General features: G+C 37.1%; 19 protein-coding genes and 1 pseudogene. 12 read left to right on the top strand and 8 right to left on the bottom strand.

What is annotated here, in order from left to right:
• The first annotated feature begins 19 nt into the window (after positions 1 to 19).
• Genes JCM9140_RS14360 through JCM9140_RS22645 form a run of 3 tightly spaced genes read left to right on the top strand, consistent with a single transcriptional unit; the run spans position 20 to position 1,442 of the window.
• The gene (locus JCM9140_RS14360) at positions 20 to 304 is read left to right on the top strand and encodes a hypothetical protein (protein WP_034747825.1); all 285 of its coding nucleotides are present in this window, start codon (positions 20 to 22) and stop codon (positions 302 to 304) included.
• Positions 301 to 519 (top strand): phage holin, encoded by a 219-nt coding sequence (locus JCM9140_RS14355; RefSeq protein ID WP_034747822.1) that lies wholly within the window; start codon positions 301 to 303, stop codon positions 517 to 519. Before JCM9140_RS14360 ends, JCM9140_RS14355 begins: the two co-directional genes overlap by 4 nt.
• A complete protein-coding gene (locus JCM9140_RS22645) occupies positions 519 to 1,442 on the top strand; it encodes a peptidoglycan recognition protein family protein (protein WP_052002282.1) in 924 nt (307 codons plus the stop codon). Before JCM9140_RS14355 ends, JCM9140_RS22645 begins: the two co-directional genes overlap by 1 nt.
• 271 nt (positions 1,443 to 1,713) lie before the next feature.
• Here the strand turns inward: JCM9140_RS22645 and JCM9140_RS23835 are convergent, their stop codons facing one another.
• Together JCM9140_RS23835 and JCM9140_RS14340 are read right to left on the bottom strand one after the other, a co-directional pair.
• Positions 1,714 to 1,857 carry a hypothetical protein gene (locus JCM9140_RS23835; RefSeq protein WP_166485468.1) on the bottom strand — a complete coding sequence of 48 codons (144 nt, stop codon included), beginning with the start codon at positions 1,855 to 1,857 and terminating at the stop codon, positions 1,714 to 1,716.
• Positions 1,847 to 2,059 carry a helix-turn-helix transcriptional regulator gene (locus tag JCM9140_RS14340; protein ID WP_235715363.1) on the bottom strand — a complete coding sequence of 71 codons (213 nt, stop codon included), beginning with the start codon at positions 2,057 to 2,059 and terminating at the stop codon, positions 1,847 to 1,849. Before JCM9140_RS14340 ends, JCM9140_RS23835 begins: the two co-directional genes overlap by 11 nt.
• 257 nt (positions 2,060 to 2,316) lie before the next feature.
• Here JCM9140_RS14340 and JCM9140_RS22640 point away from each other — a divergent pair, with 257 nt between their 5' ends.
• The 7 genes and pseudogenes from JCM9140_RS22640 (at position 2,317) to JCM9140_RS24935 (ending at position 5,746) form a co-directional block, all read left to right on the top strand.
• On the top strand, positions 2,317 to 2,700 hold the full coding sequence (locus JCM9140_RS22640; protein ID WP_052002281.1) for a hypothetical protein: 384 nt from the start codon (positions 2,317 to 2,319) through the stop codon (positions 2,698 to 2,700).
• Between the two features lie 104 nt (positions 2,701 to 2,804).
• On the top strand, positions 2,805 to 3,188 hold the full coding sequence (locus tag JCM9140_RS14330) for a hypothetical protein (RefSeq protein WP_034747816.1): 384 nt from the start codon (positions 2,805 to 2,807) through the stop codon (positions 3,186 to 3,188).
• Positions 3,175 to 3,738 carry a hypothetical protein gene (locus tag JCM9140_RS14325; protein ID WP_034747813.1) on the top strand — a complete coding sequence of 188 codons (564 nt, stop codon included), beginning with the start codon at positions 3,175 to 3,177 and terminating at the stop codon, positions 3,736 to 3,738. Before JCM9140_RS14330 ends, JCM9140_RS14325 begins: the two co-directional genes overlap by 14 nt.
• Before the next feature lie 20 nt (positions 3,739 to 3,758).
• Positions 3,759 to 4,046 (top strand): annotated as a pseudogene (locus JCM9140_RS14320) (sigma-70 family RNA polymerase sigma factor); the annotation flags it as partial.
• 277 nt (positions 4,047 to 4,323) lie between these two features.
• A complete protein-coding gene (locus JCM9140_RS14315; RefSeq protein ID WP_034747844.1) occupies positions 4,324 to 5,166 on the top strand; it encodes a YitT family protein in 843 nt (280 codons plus the stop codon).
• A gap of 89 nt (positions 5,167 to 5,255) precedes the next feature.
• Positions 5,256 to 5,591, top strand: coding sequence for a hypothetical protein (locus JCM9140_RS14310; protein ID WP_034747809.1), 336 nt, complete (start codon positions 5,256 to 5,258; stop codon positions 5,589 to 5,591).
• 26 nt (positions 5,592 to 5,617) lie between these two features.
• On the top strand, positions 5,618 to 5,746 hold the full coding sequence (locus JCM9140_RS24935) for a hypothetical protein (protein ID WP_268870573.1): 129 nt from the start codon (positions 5,618 to 5,620) through the stop codon (positions 5,744 to 5,746).
• Between the two features lie 178 nt (positions 5,747 to 5,924).
• On the opposite strand, the gene JCM9140_RS14305 is transcribed toward JCM9140_RS24935, so the two are convergent.
• The 6 genes from JCM9140_RS14305 to pssA form a co-directional block, all read right to left on the bottom strand.
• Positions 5,925 to 7,052, bottom strand: coding sequence for a histidine kinase N-terminal domain-containing protein (locus JCM9140_RS14305; protein ID WP_034747806.1), 1,128 nt, complete (start codon positions 7,050 to 7,052; stop codon positions 5,925 to 5,927).
• Between the two features lie 150 nt (positions 7,053 to 7,202).
• Positions 7,203 to 8,081 (bottom strand): SDR family oxidoreductase, encoded by an 879-nt coding sequence (locus JCM9140_RS14300; protein WP_034747802.1) that lies wholly within the window; start codon positions 8,079 to 8,081, stop codon positions 7,203 to 7,205.
• Between the two features lie 107 nt (positions 8,082 to 8,188).
• A complete protein-coding gene (locus tag JCM9140_RS14295) occupies positions 8,189 to 9,625 on the bottom strand; it encodes a carbon starvation CstA family protein (protein WP_034747799.1) in 1,437 nt (478 codons plus the stop codon).
• A 244-nt stretch (positions 9,626 to 9,869) separates the two neighbouring features.
• Positions 9,870 to 10,676, bottom strand: coding sequence for a DUF2935 domain-containing protein (locus tag JCM9140_RS14290; RefSeq protein ID WP_034747796.1), 807 nt, complete (start codon positions 10,674 to 10,676; stop codon positions 9,870 to 9,872).
• A gap of 113 nt (positions 10,677 to 10,789) precedes the next feature.
• On the bottom strand, positions 10,790 to 11,065 hold the full coding sequence (gene hbs / locus JCM9140_RS14285; protein ID WP_034747793.1) for a non-specific DNA-binding protein Hbs: 276 nt from the start codon (positions 11,063 to 11,065) through the stop codon (positions 10,790 to 10,792).
• Positions 11,066 to 11,387: 322 nt separating this feature from the next.
• On the bottom strand, positions 11,388 to 11,927 hold the full coding sequence (pssA, locus tag JCM9140_RS14280) for a CDP-diacylglycerol--serine O-phosphatidyltransferase (protein ID WP_034747790.1): 540 nt from the start codon (positions 11,925 to 11,927) through the stop codon (positions 11,388 to 11,390).
• A 147-nt stretch (positions 11,928 to 12,074) separates the two neighbouring features.
• Between pssA and JCM9140_RS14275 the strand changes: the two genes are divergently transcribed.
• Together JCM9140_RS14275 and JCM9140_RS14270 are read left to right on the top strand one after the other, a co-directional pair.
• Positions 12,075 to 12,869, top strand: coding sequence for a phosphatidylserine decarboxylase (locus tag JCM9140_RS14275; RefSeq protein WP_034747789.1), 795 nt, complete (start codon positions 12,075 to 12,077; stop codon positions 12,867 to 12,869).
• Positions 12,866 to 13,990: a CdaR family transcriptional regulator gene (locus JCM9140_RS14270; RefSeq protein WP_034747786.1), complete on the top strand. Its 1,125-nt coding sequence runs from the start codon at positions 12,866 to 12,868 to the stop codon at positions 13,988 to 13,990. The genes JCM9140_RS14275 and JCM9140_RS14270 overlap by 4 nt, the downstream gene beginning before the upstream one ends.
• Positions 13,991 to 14,073: the final 83 nt, after the last annotated feature.

Here is a 14,073-nt window from a genome sequence, read left to right as displayed (position 1 = left end):
ATGCAAAGGCGGTGATCATTTGTCAATCGAACTAGGAGTATTAGTTGCAATATGCGGATTGGTTATTAGCTACTTAGCCTATCAATTCAACCGTACAAAAGAAGTAAAGTCAGATAGCCGACAAGATGCAGAGGTCAAAGCAGCATTAGGCTACATCAGTAAAGGTGTGGATGACATCCGCATTGATTTAAAAGCGAATGAAAAACAATTAGCGCAAGTAACAGAGCGTGTCACAAGGGTTGAAGAGTCATCAAAGCAAGCACACAGACGAATTGATCAATTAAAAGGAGTGGGTAAACAATGATGTTTGATACAGCGAGTATAACACGTTTTTTCGGCTTGATTGTGGCGTTGTTAACTTATTTTGGGATTAATGTACCAGAGGATATTGTGGAGGGTCTTGTTAGTCTTGTTGTAGCTGTTCTTGCCGTATATGCAGCGTGGAAAGACAATGACATTACCAAAAAAGCAGTAGAAAATAAGAAATTATTAAAAGAATTAGAGGAGAGTGAAAAGTAATGACTAAAATTATTGATATTCGTGACCGCACACCGAAAAGATCTACACGCCCATTATCTCGTATTACTAAAATCGCACGTCACCACTCAGCAACAACAGGTGGTGACTTTTGGGCTTTCTGGAACGGACGTTGGAAGGGGCTAGGTTGGAATACTGGTGGTTACCATGAGATCATCTTTCCGGATGGTACAGTTCAACTATGTTATGATCCTAATGTGATTACGAACGGAATAGCTAACCATAACACCATTACTTATCATATCTGTCTTGTTGGTAACGGCAAGTTTACTGAGGCTCAAGAAAAGGCGTTTGAAGAACGTACGAAGCTTGCTATGAAGCGCTTTGGACTAAAAGAGAAAGATGTATTAGGTCATAAAGAATTCAGCGGTGCATCTACCGCGTGTCCTGGTATCGATATGAATAAGGTAAGACTCTCTTTAACTGGCAACAAATCACCTGTAAAAGAAGAAAAAGTCAAGCCGCAAGTGAAAGGCGTCCAAACATCGTCCTCGCAACGCTTGCTTCGTAATGTCCGTCCATACATGAGAGGTGCCGATGTTGAGGTTGTCCAGCGTGCCGTAGGGGCAAAAGTTGATGGTATTTATGGTGATGAGACAGAGCGACTTGTTAGAGCTTATCAGGAGCAACATGGTTTGATTATTGACGGTATTGCTGGTCCGCAAGTATTTGGTGCGATTGCTGCAGGTAATAAGCTGTCAAAACCAAAATACTCTCGCTTGTTAAGACGTACAATTCCTATGATGAGAGGGAAAGACATCGAAGCTGTCCAAGCTATTTTAGGAGTGGCGATTGATGGTTGGTACGGCCCGATCACAGAAGCAGCAGTTCGTGAGTTCCAACGTGCAGCTGGTATAATGGTAGACGGTATTGTCGGTCCGCAAACGTGGAACCGACTTTTTTAATAGTAACTAATAACAGAAACCAACAGTAGTTACGAAAGAAACAGTAGTTACTATTATCAGTAACTACTGTTGGTCTCCAAAACTTCAACTGGGACAAAAAAATAGTGTCCCAGTTCACTTAACTACCAAGGTAGTCAACCTAAGTTGTAAAAAGCTTATCAAATCAATGGTTTCAAGAGAAGAAATAAGGAGTTCCACTCCGACATATTACCCCTACAAAATCTTATCTGACTCTCTTTTTTTGATTTGAAATTAGAAGTCATAAAGGTTTTTATTTGAACAGTTTTTTCATAGCCTTTCCTGTTGCTTTACCTGCCACACGTCTTCCAATCCGCTTTCCTACCCTTCCTTTTCTAACAGCGTCTACGTCATTCCAAATCCGCAATATTTTATAGATCGTTGATTTAAGACTCATCTTTATCCTCCTTATAATCCCATAAATCATCTACTAAGCAATCAAGCCTCTTAGCCAACTTAAAAGCCTGCTCTAAACTCGGTCGTGACTTTCCGGTTGCCCAGTTGCTAAAGGTCATCTTACTAACACTAAACTCTTCCGCTATGTCCACTTGCTGAAGTTCTAACTCAGCCAATTTAACTTTTATTCTAGGTTTTAGCAAGGTCATTACCTCCTTAATAAAAGATATTCTATCTCTTTTCTTCTTATCCTTTATTTGTAAAAATAAATTGTTGGTTCTTATAAAACAGGGTTGATAAAGTATAAAATTTTTTTGTATTAATAGTTCTAATCATTGTACAAATTTAATACTTTTTTATTAAAGACACACAAGACGTCGCAATAGTAGACAATATGTATACATCTTGATATAGCAATGTGCGTCAAAACACGTCAATAAGACGTCAGGAGGGATTTTAGATGTATAGACCAACCGTTAGATATGATGATGCTTATAAGCAGTATGTTGAAAATGTGTTTAATTCCACCCATCTAGATAAGAGTCAAATCATAAGAGCTGCTCTTTTTATTGCTGGTCACACGGAACAGTTTTCTAGAATAGTAGAACCATACTTAAAGAAAGGGATGTCTTTGCCAGTTCCATTGTGGTCAGAAGGTCAAGATGAGCTTTGGTTAAATCAAAAAGCAACTGTAGTAAATGAGCCTCAGATTATAGAAAAGGCGATTTCAAAAGAACAACCAAGGTACCAGAAAAGAAGAGTAGAGGAACAACCTATAGCTAGTCCAAAAGTGTTTAGTCCGGGTGGAGGGGTATCTATTAAGTTCGGGGGCGGGGGTGTGTGACGTCCCTCCTCTCTTTCGTACATTATTTTTACCAAGTTACCTGTTTACCGAGTTACCCAGAGCTAAGGGAGGTTATTTTTAAAAAGTGAAGGTGGTGTAGTAGGGTGCATATCAATCCAATGCTTAACCAGAAGAAAAAAGACGTCTCCAGAAGAACTCGCTCAGATAAAAAACGCGATATTAAAATTCCTGTTACGAAAGATGAGAAAGAATTTATTATTAGAGCTTCAATCGAGCGAAGGGAAACCGAAACAGAATACTGCACAAAGGTCTTAAAAACAGCGTTATCGAGACACTCTGAATTTTACGAAGTTGAATATCAAAATTTAAAAGATACAGTCCATGTGAAAGTAGATGTTTTTCTAGAAGAACAAATTGCTTATTATGCTGCCTTATGGGGGTGTCGAAGCATTCGCAAAGTAGCACACAGAATCTTCATGCAAGAATTACGATTGGAGAGAGGAGAGATTATCTTTGAGGGCATATAGTGAAAGAAATTTAATGCAAGCTGAGATAAAAGGACGGTCGCCATTTCTTAAATTGATTACCCCTTCAAAAGCAAGCATAAAAATATCTTTACCTGATGATGTTTATTTTAGGATGAAAAACTTATGTGATGACGTAACGAAATTAATTGAAGAACAGTATAGACCTGATGATCTCCTTCAACTACTCTTAGATGACATCGTGGACCACGTTAGAGAAACTCAAGATGTGAAGGGCATGCACCAACTATTTCTGGAAAGAGATAAGTCTACGTATAATGTTAGGCTTAAATACTATCAAAAACGAGAGGAAGAAACAGAACCACTTTATCCGATGAAAAAGCCTCAACCAAACGATGAAATAAAAATGGTGTATATGAGGTTGGTTCGGGAGGATATACTTAGAATGGAGATCTTATTTTCAGATATGGCAGAGCTTTTTCCTAACCATCATTTCACTGTGGAAAGAGTCTTAGAGATTCTTTTAATTGATTTCATCGAGAAATATAAAAGAGGAGAAGCTATAAACGTGATTAAATCAGTATTTTCATAAACTGATAACATCATAGTGTTAATGAAATTACGTTAATTGATGTTCTGCAAGAAGAAGGCGAAGACATTGTTGATGTGATTCAAACGAATATGGAGAAGACGCAGATTTATAAGTTCATCCATGTGTTAGATGAGCGTGAAAAGGAAGTGATTGTGGGTCGCTTCGGCTTGAATTTGGAAGAAGAGCGCACTCAGCGTGAAATTGCGAAAGAGCTTGGTATTTCACGTAGCTACGTTTCTAGAATTGAAAAAAGAGCGTTAATGAAATTGTTTCATGAGTTTTATAAGCAGAGTCAAGGAAAGAGTTAATTAAATATTGAAAGAAGGGCGACTAAGAATCAGGTCGTCCTTCTTTTAATTTATATGAGAATAAGTTTAATTTAAATGAAGATGGTGAAAATAAAAATGTTATTATAGCTGATTTTTATCAGAAGGTTACTAGGCTAGGTAGTGTAGTATTACAACAGATCTAATTGAGGTACTAAGAATAAAGATGTCAGAGCGATATCCTATCCACCAATCTGTATATGTTAAAGGTGTTGGGGATCAGAACAATAAAATTTGGGGCATAATTTGGTGGTGGAGTGTGTATAAAGTATTCGATTATATTCTTTTAACAATTGGTTCTATTATTGTTGCAGTAGGTCTTGAATTAATATTGGCTCCGAATGGATTAGTAGATGGAGGAGTCACAGCTATCTCAATTATGACAAATGCAATGGTAAACGTACCCATTTGGATGACCTTCATAGTATTGAACATTCCCTCTCTGATCATTGCAGGGAAGTACATGGGGAAGAAATTTGTCGTGAGAACGATGTATGCTAATGTCATCACATCAATTGCTTTGATCTACTTTGCTCCTTTTTCTCCTATTACTACGTCTGAAGTTTTGATCGTATTGTATGGCGGGCTCCTACTTGGAGTGGGGATTGGTTTAGTTGTGAAAGTAGGAGGAGCGATTGACGGGACTGAAATGCTCGCGATTTGGGCAAATAAAAAATACCATATCCCGATAAGCAAATTTCTATTGTTAATTAATTTTGTCATATTATCTTTTGCTGCCTTTGTGTTTTCGTTAGAACAAGCCATGTTCTCTGTTGCCGTCTTTTTTATCGTTTCAAAAGTGATTGATTTTATTTTAGATGGCATTAACCAAGGAAAATCTGTCATGATCATTTCGGAAAAACCTGAAGAAATAGGTCAAAAGTTAAATGAAGATCTAGGCATTGCGATTACATATCTCAGTGGGAAAGGTGGATATTCTGGGGAGCAGATGCAGTTGATTTACTGCATAACAGACCGGTTTATATATCCGAAACTGAAAGAAACGGTATTGTCTGTTGATAAAGGAGCTATATTAGAAGCGTCATTTGTAACAGAAACCACTGGGATAAAAAGAAAATCATTGTTGGAGCAGAAGAAATGATATATACTTTCTTGGAGGAAATTCACAAGACAGTAGAGTATACTCGTATGTGAAAGAAACCTTAGGCAATTAGAAAAATGGGTGACATTATGGCATATAAAATGATTGTCATTGTAAGCTTATTAATAAGTTTCATCCTTCCTTCATTTAGTCCGCTAGCCGATACAGGAACGGAAGCTGGTAGTTTTGATTCACCTGTTATTGCCGAACATGCAAATAGTGGTAATATCGGAGGGTTACATTCTTCTACATCAGTGTCTGCATCAAGCCTTTTAGTAGGGACATTGTATGTAAAAATTATTAATCGTTACAGTAAACTCGTTAGGGAATTTCTAAACTCGTCCATTCCCTTATTAAAAGTAAATGGAAACCTTATAACCATTAAGTTTCAGAGTAGCTTTTTCTCTTCATCATCCTTGATCTAAATTTATTAGAAAAGGAGATGAAGATTGTGCGAAAAAAGAAGGAAATGAGCCATGAGATAAGTGAGCCTATTATGGGCCTTGCTTTTGGAATCGTCATGATGATCATTGTATTTTTGATTGCACATTTTGTGTTTGGCCTAGAAGCTTTTTCGTAGGGTTTAGATATAGTTAGTAAGAAGTCGAGTGTGACTCCCATGAGGGTCACACTCGTTTTTTATGTTTTCTAAGTGGAATGGAGAGGAAGTCACTTGACTCTTGCGGGACCAGTGACCCGCGTGTGAGACCTTGCAGGCTACAGCCAAGGAGGCTACCGGGCATCCACACAGTTTAGTTTTAACTTAACGGCAGACAAATAAAAAAACTGGTCTTCTCTTCACTAGAAGAAAAACTTAACTGGCCTGAATGTTTTTCAATAATTTTTCTACAAACAAACAAACCAATCCCCGTCCCAAGTTCCTTCGTTGTATAAAATGGTTCAAAAATTGTCTCTTGGACTGCAATGGGGATCATTGGTCCGTTATTCGTAATTTCAATAAAAGCATGGTTTTCATCTTTATAACCTGCTACATGGATTTCTCGAGGCTTCTCTCGCTGCACAACAGCATCGATGGAATTAAATAATACATTTAAAAACACTTGCTTAAGTTCATCTTTATAAGCAAACAGCTCAATATCTTCTTCTATACAAGCGGATACGACAACATCATTATCAACGATACTTGGATAAAGAAAGTGTATGATATCATCTAACAACGGCCTAATTTGAATTTTTTCTTTTGAATGATCTACGAGCTCGAACTTCGATGTGTGTAAAAACTGGGTAATTCTAAATTTCAACTGATCTAATTCAAGTTCGATAATATCTAAGTATTTGAGATTTGGATACTCAGAACGTAATAATTTATTAAAACCAATAACTGAAGTAAGTGGATTACGAAACTCATGGACGAAGCTTGAAGACATTTGACCTAAAATAGAAAGCCTGTCTTTATGGGTTTGACTTATAAATAAGTTTTTTTGCTCTAATTCGAATTCTTTCATTTCTGTGTATTTTTTTACAGCATAATAACAAAATCGATCAAATTGTTCATTAATTTTATTCGTAAGATCTGTAACTTGCTCAAGACTTGCTCCTGATTGCAAAGTAAATGTAATAAGTATGGATCGTCCTAGGTTTACATTGTAAACAAAATCTCCGATGTTACTCTTTGCTTCAACTCGTTCTTTTGCTACTTTGTAGGCTAAATGTATTACTTCATCTTCGGTAATGGTTTCTCGTAATGTTTTCTTTACTAACAGGTACATGAAGTAACCATTTCTTTTCACTTTTTCTTTGTGTATGTCCGTAGGCTCAATTGAAATGCTCTCTTGCCATTTGGTAAGAAATTCCGATTCATTTTTTTCTAAAAAAGTAACGACCATTTCGGAGAGAGAATTTGTTCGGTGAGGATTGGTTGACATAAAGCAATTCACCACTTTCTGAGAAATCATTATAGAACTATGATGTACTTTATAAATTTGACAAAATCAAAGAAAATCCTTCATTTTTTGATTATTAAGAATCGACAAAAAGCTACTCAACTCTTATTAGCGAGATTGAGTAGCCTGTATTCATCCGTTAATGACTTCTCCACCATTGACATGAAGAACTTGTCCTGTTACATAGGAAGAGTCATCAGATGCTAAATATACGTAGCTTGGTGCTAATTCAGCTGGCTGACCAGGTCTTCCTAAAGGAGTACTCGTGCCAAAAGAGGCTACTTGGTCTGCAGGGAAGGATGCCGGGATTAACGGTGTCCAAATGGGCCCTGGCGCAACTGCGTTTACCCGAATTCCTTTTGAGACAATACTATGAGATAAAGAGCGAGTAAGAGCAACCATTGCACCTTTCGTTGATGCGTAGTCCATAAGAACGGGGTTACCTTTATACGCAACAATTGAAGCCGTATTTATGATGGTACTGCCTTGCTTTAAATGAGGCATTGCCGCTTTGATCAAATGAAAACATGAAAAGATATTCGTTTTGAATGTACGCTCTAATTGTTCTGTTGAAATGTCTTCAATATTTTCTTGATAATATTGTTCTGCAGCATTGTTGATGAGACAGTCTAACTGTCCGAAGGCTGAGATGGTTTCTTGCACAGCTTTTTTGCAAAAATGCTCATCCCCAACATCTCCTGCTAAAAGGAGACATTTGCCACCGTATGATTCAATGGCTTCTTTTGTTTGCTTGGCATCTTCATGCTCTTCAAGGTAAACAATCGTGATCGTTGCACCTTCCTTTGCAAAAGCAATTGCAACAGCTCGTCCAATCCCGCTATCTCCACCAGTAATAAGGACAACTTTATTTGTTAATTTTCCACTTCCTTTATAATTTGGATCATCATAAATAGGGAGAGGGTTCATCTGGCTTTCTAAGCCTGGTTGATGATTCTGAGTTTGAGATGGTTGTCCGTTTGATTGTTTTGATTGAATCTCCGAAAATTTCATGCGATCACTCCTCTAGAATAAATCACTTTTAGGTTGCGCGTTTGAGGGAGAAATAATCGTCACAAAAAAAGATGCCGAGTGGAATCTTCCAACTTGGCATCTTATTCTTAGGCAACGTTTGAATTGCTCGTTTGCTCAGTTAATTGTTTATTTTTTCGAACTTTACTGATATACCAAATGGCAATGATCACAGTTATGACGCCTCCAATGCTAAGAGACAACTCATAAGGCAGTGAGAACCCTTCTGGTGCATATAGAAAATACGTAGAGACAACAGCCGTCATAAACAAAGCTGGAATTCCGCAAATCCAATGAAATTTTTGTTTCTCTAATAAATACATCGTTGCAGTCCAAAGCATTACTGTTGCAACTAATTGATTCGTACCTCCAACGTATCTCCACAGGAATGTGTAGTCAATCGTTGAGAGCCAGAATGCAGGGATCGTTACGGGGATCGTTGCAAACAGGATTCCTTTTAATCCACGAACTTTAAAGAACTTTGTTAAGAGTTCAGAGACCATCATACGTGATGAACGTAAAGCTGTATCTCCAGTTGTAATAGGTAAGATAATAACACCTAAAATAGCAAGTATTCCACCAAGTGTACCAAGTAATGTTGTCGAAATTTCATTTACTACACCAGCTGGTCCACCAGCAGCAAGTGCTTCTTGAAGGCCACCAGTTCCTCCAAAGAACGTCATTCCGGCCGCAGCCCAGATTAATGCAATTACTCCTTCTGCAACCATAGCACCATAAAATACTTTTCTTCCATGTGATTCTTTTTTGATTGTTCGTGCTAAGATCGGACTTTGTGTACTATGGAAACCTGAGATCGCACCACACGAGATGGTTACCATAAGCAATGGCCAAATTGGTAATTCACCAGGATGTAAATTCGATAATGTCAGATTTGGAATGGAGCGATCTGTTAAAAGAAGGGCCACCCCAATGGAAACAGCCATGAAAATTAAAATCGCACCGAAAAACGGATAAATACGTCCAATTACTTTGTTAACGGGTAGCACCGCAGCTACTAGAAAATAAGCAAAAATAAGAATAATGGCAGCGGTAAACGTTAGCGGTGTTAAGCTAGCAATTAACTGAGCAGGTCCTGCAGTAAAGGCCGCAGCAACAAGAACCATTAGAATAATTGAGACAACGTTAATGAAAACACGCATCGTGTTTCCGAGATAACGGCCAACTAGACTAGGAAACTGTGCACCGTTATGGCGCAAAGATAACATTCCAGAGAAATAATCATGAACAGCTCCGGCAAAAAGGCAACCAATGACAATCCAAATAAAAGCGACAGGTCCGTATAGAGCTCCAGCTACTGCACCAAAAATGGGGCCAAGACCAGCGATATTTAATAATTGAATTAAGCTAGCTTTCCACCATGGCATAGGTGTATAGTCAATGGCATCTGAATTCGAATAAGCAGGTGTTTGGTTCTCATCATTAATTCCAAAGATACGCTCAACAACCTTCGAATATGTAAAATAACCAACAATAAGAAGAGCAATAGCAAATAAAAAAGTAAACATGTATATTTCCTCCAATAGTCTGAAAAATCTAAGTATGAATTGTATTGTAACCATTTCTTACATGCGAATCAATATATTTTTCTGAAAAAACTTTAAATTCACTAAATTAAACCGTTTTCACTTGAAGTAAGCGTTTAAATTGGTTTGGAAGATGAGGGGATTTGTCTGTTAATATATTAAAAAAAGACTGCTTTCAAATATCTACGATCACATGAGTAGATACCTTTTAGCAGCCCTTTGATGATCAATTTTTAGAACGAGGCTTCGTAGGGTCACAATCTGGGGTTTCAAGTTGAGCAGATTGTGCTAATTTTTCTAAGTAATAGCATTCTTCACGTGCCATATGGTCCGCCATTAATTGATCGAGCGTTCCTAGTAATTTATTAGTCATTTCCAACTCTTCCAATTCGTTTAAAAATGTTTTAAATAAAATAAGCTCTAGCTTCACATTTTCATTAAACCGTTCTAGAGCTGGAAATTGATCGACATTAGCTCGTAAATAACCAGCCATTTCAACTGCTTTTATATAATAATGTTCAAAACGTTCTGTAAAGGCTTCGCTTTTTGCTTGAAGTTGTTTTTCCACTAAATCTAAGGAATCTGTAATCCCACCAGCATGACCAGCAGCATCAAGTAACCATACTAAATGATGATGCAGAGGATGACAGATAGGAGGCTCCTGTTGTTCTAGCAAGTAAGGGAGGATTCGTAAGTATTCATCGACCTCATTAACCATATGATTTAAGAAAGTAGGGCTTAACTCGATCGTGACATCACCGACTAAGTGCTCACGGATTATATCGAGTTTAAACTCTCTAATTGAGGTAGCTTCTGAATATGCTTCTTCAGTTAAACGTTGCAATTGTTCAACTGATAACGATTGTCTACTCTTTTCAAGTAGTGAATCAAAAATTTGAATGAACTGGACAGCTTTATTAACAAACTCTCCTTCGGTCGGTGAAAGAGTGTCGCGAATAAATCTAGAATGATCTCCTAACACCTGTAACCAAAAACGATGCTCAAATAACGCGGATTGATAGAATTGATTCAAATCTATAACCTCCCTTAATGTAGACTCTATCCACTTTATGTTGTCTACACGCATTATATGAAGGAGGAAAATAAAAAACGATGGGAGCTTGTCCCATCGTTACGTTTCATTTCTTATTCGTTTACAGCGTCTTTTAGTTGTTTACCAGGCTTAAATGCAGGGTTTTTTGTAGCTGGAATTTCAATTTCTTGTCCAGTTTGTGGGTTACGTCCTTTACGAGCAGAACGCTCACGTACTTCAAAGCTACCGAAGCCAACAAGTTGAACTTTTCCACCTTCAACTAGTGCTGCTGTAATGCTGTCAAATACTGCGTCTACTGCTTTTGAAGCATCCTTTTTAGAAAGGTCAGCTTGCTCAGCTACTGCATTAATAAGATCTGTTTTGTTCATGAAAAAAACTCCCTTTCGTACCATGTTTTGAAAAACGCTTTATCTATTGATAAAGTGCTCATTCTGATTTTTAATAACTGTCTACTTTCGACAAGCTAAAAATAATGCCGCAACCTTATTTAATAATGAAACCCTAGTGGTGTCAAGAGTTTCAACGGAAATAAAAGCATTAATACCCAATTTTTTCACTTTTTTTGACACAATCTACTAAAATTTGAAACATTGTAGAGTTTTTTGTAAAAAAGTTTTGAGAGGTATGCTAAAGGCTTATCATCCTTTTTGCATACCCCCGAACTTGTAAGTGAAACTAATCATTTGCCATTTACATTTTTCGGACGGTAAATGAAGAAATCATTAGTACGGCTAATATTAGCGTAATAACCATAAAGTAAAATGCACCGATATAAGGGACTAAAAGCAGTTGAAATGTTAAAATACAACCTGCAGCAGTTATAGGAAGTCCAACAAAAAAGCCTGTACTTTCTGTAATGTTAAAACGGGCAAGTCTTATTGCCCCACAAGCAATAAAGAAAATAGTAACAAACATACCTGGTAACCCAAAACTAAATAAAATAGCCTGGTATAATAAAAAGGCAGGAGCTACACCAAACGAAATGATATCACTTAGAGAATCCAATTGTTTACCAAATTCTGATGTGCTGTTAAACCGTCTTGCAGCTGCTCCATCTAAACGATCGGTAAGAGCAGCAATCGTAATAAACAAAAGACCTAACTTTAACTCATTTTGTAAAATAAACATGATAGCAAAAGCACCTAGTCCTAAATTTAAAAGGGTTAACGCGTTGGCTATTTGCCCTTTTACCTTTTTGACGGTATGATCCAATTGATGTAAAAGGAACATTTCATCGACTCCTTGCATGAATTTATGCAAAACTATAAAAACTAAAAAATGATAAAATTCTTCTTAATATCTAATCATACCACACGTTTAACGACACGACTAGCTCACAAAATATGTTTAAGCTGATTGTAAATTGGGGGAATCGTCTTGAAAAAATTTTTATTTCGTTCATGTATTGAACTAACAAATCACCGTGTAACATCATTAGCACTAAAAAAGTTTTCAACATCTAAATTAAGTAAGCCACTAGTTAAACCATTCGCACGTACGTTTCGTTTGAATGTCTCTGAAATGAATCAACCAATACACGAATATCAACATTTACATGATTTATTTATTCGTCAACTTAAGTCGGAATCCAGACCTATTGATCAAGAGGTTGACAGTTTAATCAGTCCAGTTGATGGAATCCTTGCACAGCATGGATCTCTAGAGAAAGAAACAACCTTTCATGTGAAAGGACAAACATATGATGTAAACGAAATGCTTGGATCTAAAGAGGCTGCAGCGAACTATATAAATGGTTATTACTTTATTCTATACTTGAGCCCGAGTCATTATCACAGAATTCATAGCCCAGTTGATGGAATTATTACACGTCAATGGAAGTTAGGGAAGCTTTCCTATCCAGTTAACAATATGGGCTTACGGTATGGAAAAAGGCCGCTCTCCAAAAATTACCGAGTCATTACTGAACTAGATGTGAATCAGAAGAAGGTGGCTGTAGTCAAAGTTGGAGCAATGAATATTAATACAATTGAACTAACTCATAAAAAGGAAAGAGTTCATAAAGGAGAAGAGATGGCTTATTTTTCGTTCGGTTCAACTGTTGTCTTACTTTTAGAAGAAGGAATTCTTACTCATGTAAATGTGACGGAAAATAGCGATGTCAAAATGGGAGAAGCCATTGCGCAACTAAAAGTAGAGGAGAGGAATCATTGAGATTACTAAAACACGTTGCTCAACGAATCGTAACAGAAGTCTCCAAAGTCATTGAAGAAGAAGTGATTGTAATAAATGCAGAAGGAATCATTATAGCAGGAAGTGATTCAAGTCGGGTGGGGTCTTTTCACGAAGGAGGGAAAGAAGTTATTCATAGTGGCAAAAAGCGGATCATCACAGACCATGACTTATTACTTTTAAAAGGGGTGAAGGTAGGATTAAACTTACCAATCCATTTTCAAACGAAAGTAATTGGGGTCATCGGTATTACGGGGTCCCAACCAGCTACGGTTAGATACGGAGAACTAATACAAAGAATGACGGAACTCATTATTCAAGAGGCATATGCAGCTGAGAAGCTGGATTCTAAACTACGAGGATTAGAAACATATGTATACGAGTGGTTGCACTCTGAAACCCTTTCAGATGAATTCCTTGAACGAGGTGACATCTTAGGGATTGAGATGAGTGAAGCACGTTATTGTGTTTTGATTCAATTGGAACAGGAAGGCAAAGAATTAACAGAAACATATTTGGAACAAGACATGATGCAAAGAATTCGTGTCTTGCTTCCTAATGAATCAAAAGATATTAGTGCGCGGTGGGGAAATGGACGATTTGTCTTGCTTATCTCAGCAAAAATCCACTCTGAAAATGAACTAAGACATATGTTAGAACGATTAAATCAAGCGGTTGTACAGGCTCATATGGTTAGTATTCGTTCTGGCGTAAGTCGTGTTCATAATGCTTCTAGCTTATCAATGGCTTATAATGAAGCAAAACAAGCATTGAATGTAAAAACGGAAAATAGGATTATTTTTTATGACTCGTTAACATTAGAAATTGCTCTTAATGAAATTTCATCTGTGACGAAACAGAAGCTTACAAATCAAGTTTTAGGAAAATTACTTGATGAGCCGGAATTACTCGAAACGTTGGAAACATACTTTGATCATCAGCTGTCTGTTAAGGAATCAGCTACTACTCTTCATGTTCACATCAACACGCTTCATTACCGTCTGAAACGCATCCAAGAACTTTCGGGGTGTCACCTAAAAGAGACGAAAGAACTCGTTACATTGTATGTAGCATTATGGTATTACAATGAAAACATTAGATAAAAAACTAAATAACCATAATAGAAAACGCTTTTATTTTGTGTATATATACATAGATTAAAAGGGTTCTTTTTTTTATACTATCC

The organism is Halalkalibacter wakoensis JCM 9140 (assembly GCF_000513095.1).
Lineage (GTDB): Bacteria > Bacillota > Bacilli > Bacillales > Bacillaceae_D > Halalkalibacter > Halalkalibacter wakoensis.
Note: the sequence above shows the minus strand (reverse complement) of the source record. Positions and strands in the feature narration are given on the sequence as shown.

Bases quoted from the DNA above. Each gene is read 5' to 3' on its own strand.
- JCM9140_RS14355 (WP_034747822.1), top strand. From the start codon at position 301: ATGATGTTTGATACAGCGAGTATAACACGTTTTTTCGGCTTGATTGTG.
- JCM9140_RS22645 (WP_052002282.1), top strand. From the start codon at position 519: ATGACTAAAATTATTGATATTCGTGACCGCACACCGAAAAGATCTACA.
- JCM9140_RS23835 (WP_166485468.1), bottom strand. From the start codon at position 1,857: ATGAGTCTTAAATCAACGATCTATAAAATATTGCGGATTTGGAATGAC.
- JCM9140_RS22640 (WP_052002281.1), top strand. From the start codon at position 2,317: ATGTATAGACCAACCGTTAGATATGATGATGCTTATAAGCAGTATGTT.
- JCM9140_RS14310 (WP_034747809.1), top strand. From the start codon at position 5,256: ATGGCATATAAAATGATTGTCATTGTAAGCTTATTAATAAGTTTCATC.
- JCM9140_RS14305 (WP_034747806.1), bottom strand. From the start codon at position 7,052: ATGTCAACCAATCCTCACCGAACAAATTCTCTCTCCGAAATGGTCGTT.
- JCM9140_RS14300 (WP_034747802.1), bottom strand. From the start codon at position 8,081: ATGAAATTTTCGGAGATTCAATCAAAACAATCAAACGGACAACCATCT.
- JCM9140_RS14295 (WP_034747799.1), bottom strand. From the start codon at position 9,625: ATGTTTACTTTTTTATTTGCTATTGCTCTTCTTATTGTTGGTTATTTT.
- hbs (WP_034747793.1), bottom strand. From the start codon at position 11,065: ATGAACAAAACAGATCTTATTAATGCAGTAGCTGAGCAAGCTGACCTT.
- pssA (WP_034747790.1), bottom strand. From the start codon at position 11,927: ATGTTCCTTTTACATCAATTGGATCATACCGTCAAAAAGGTAAAAGGG.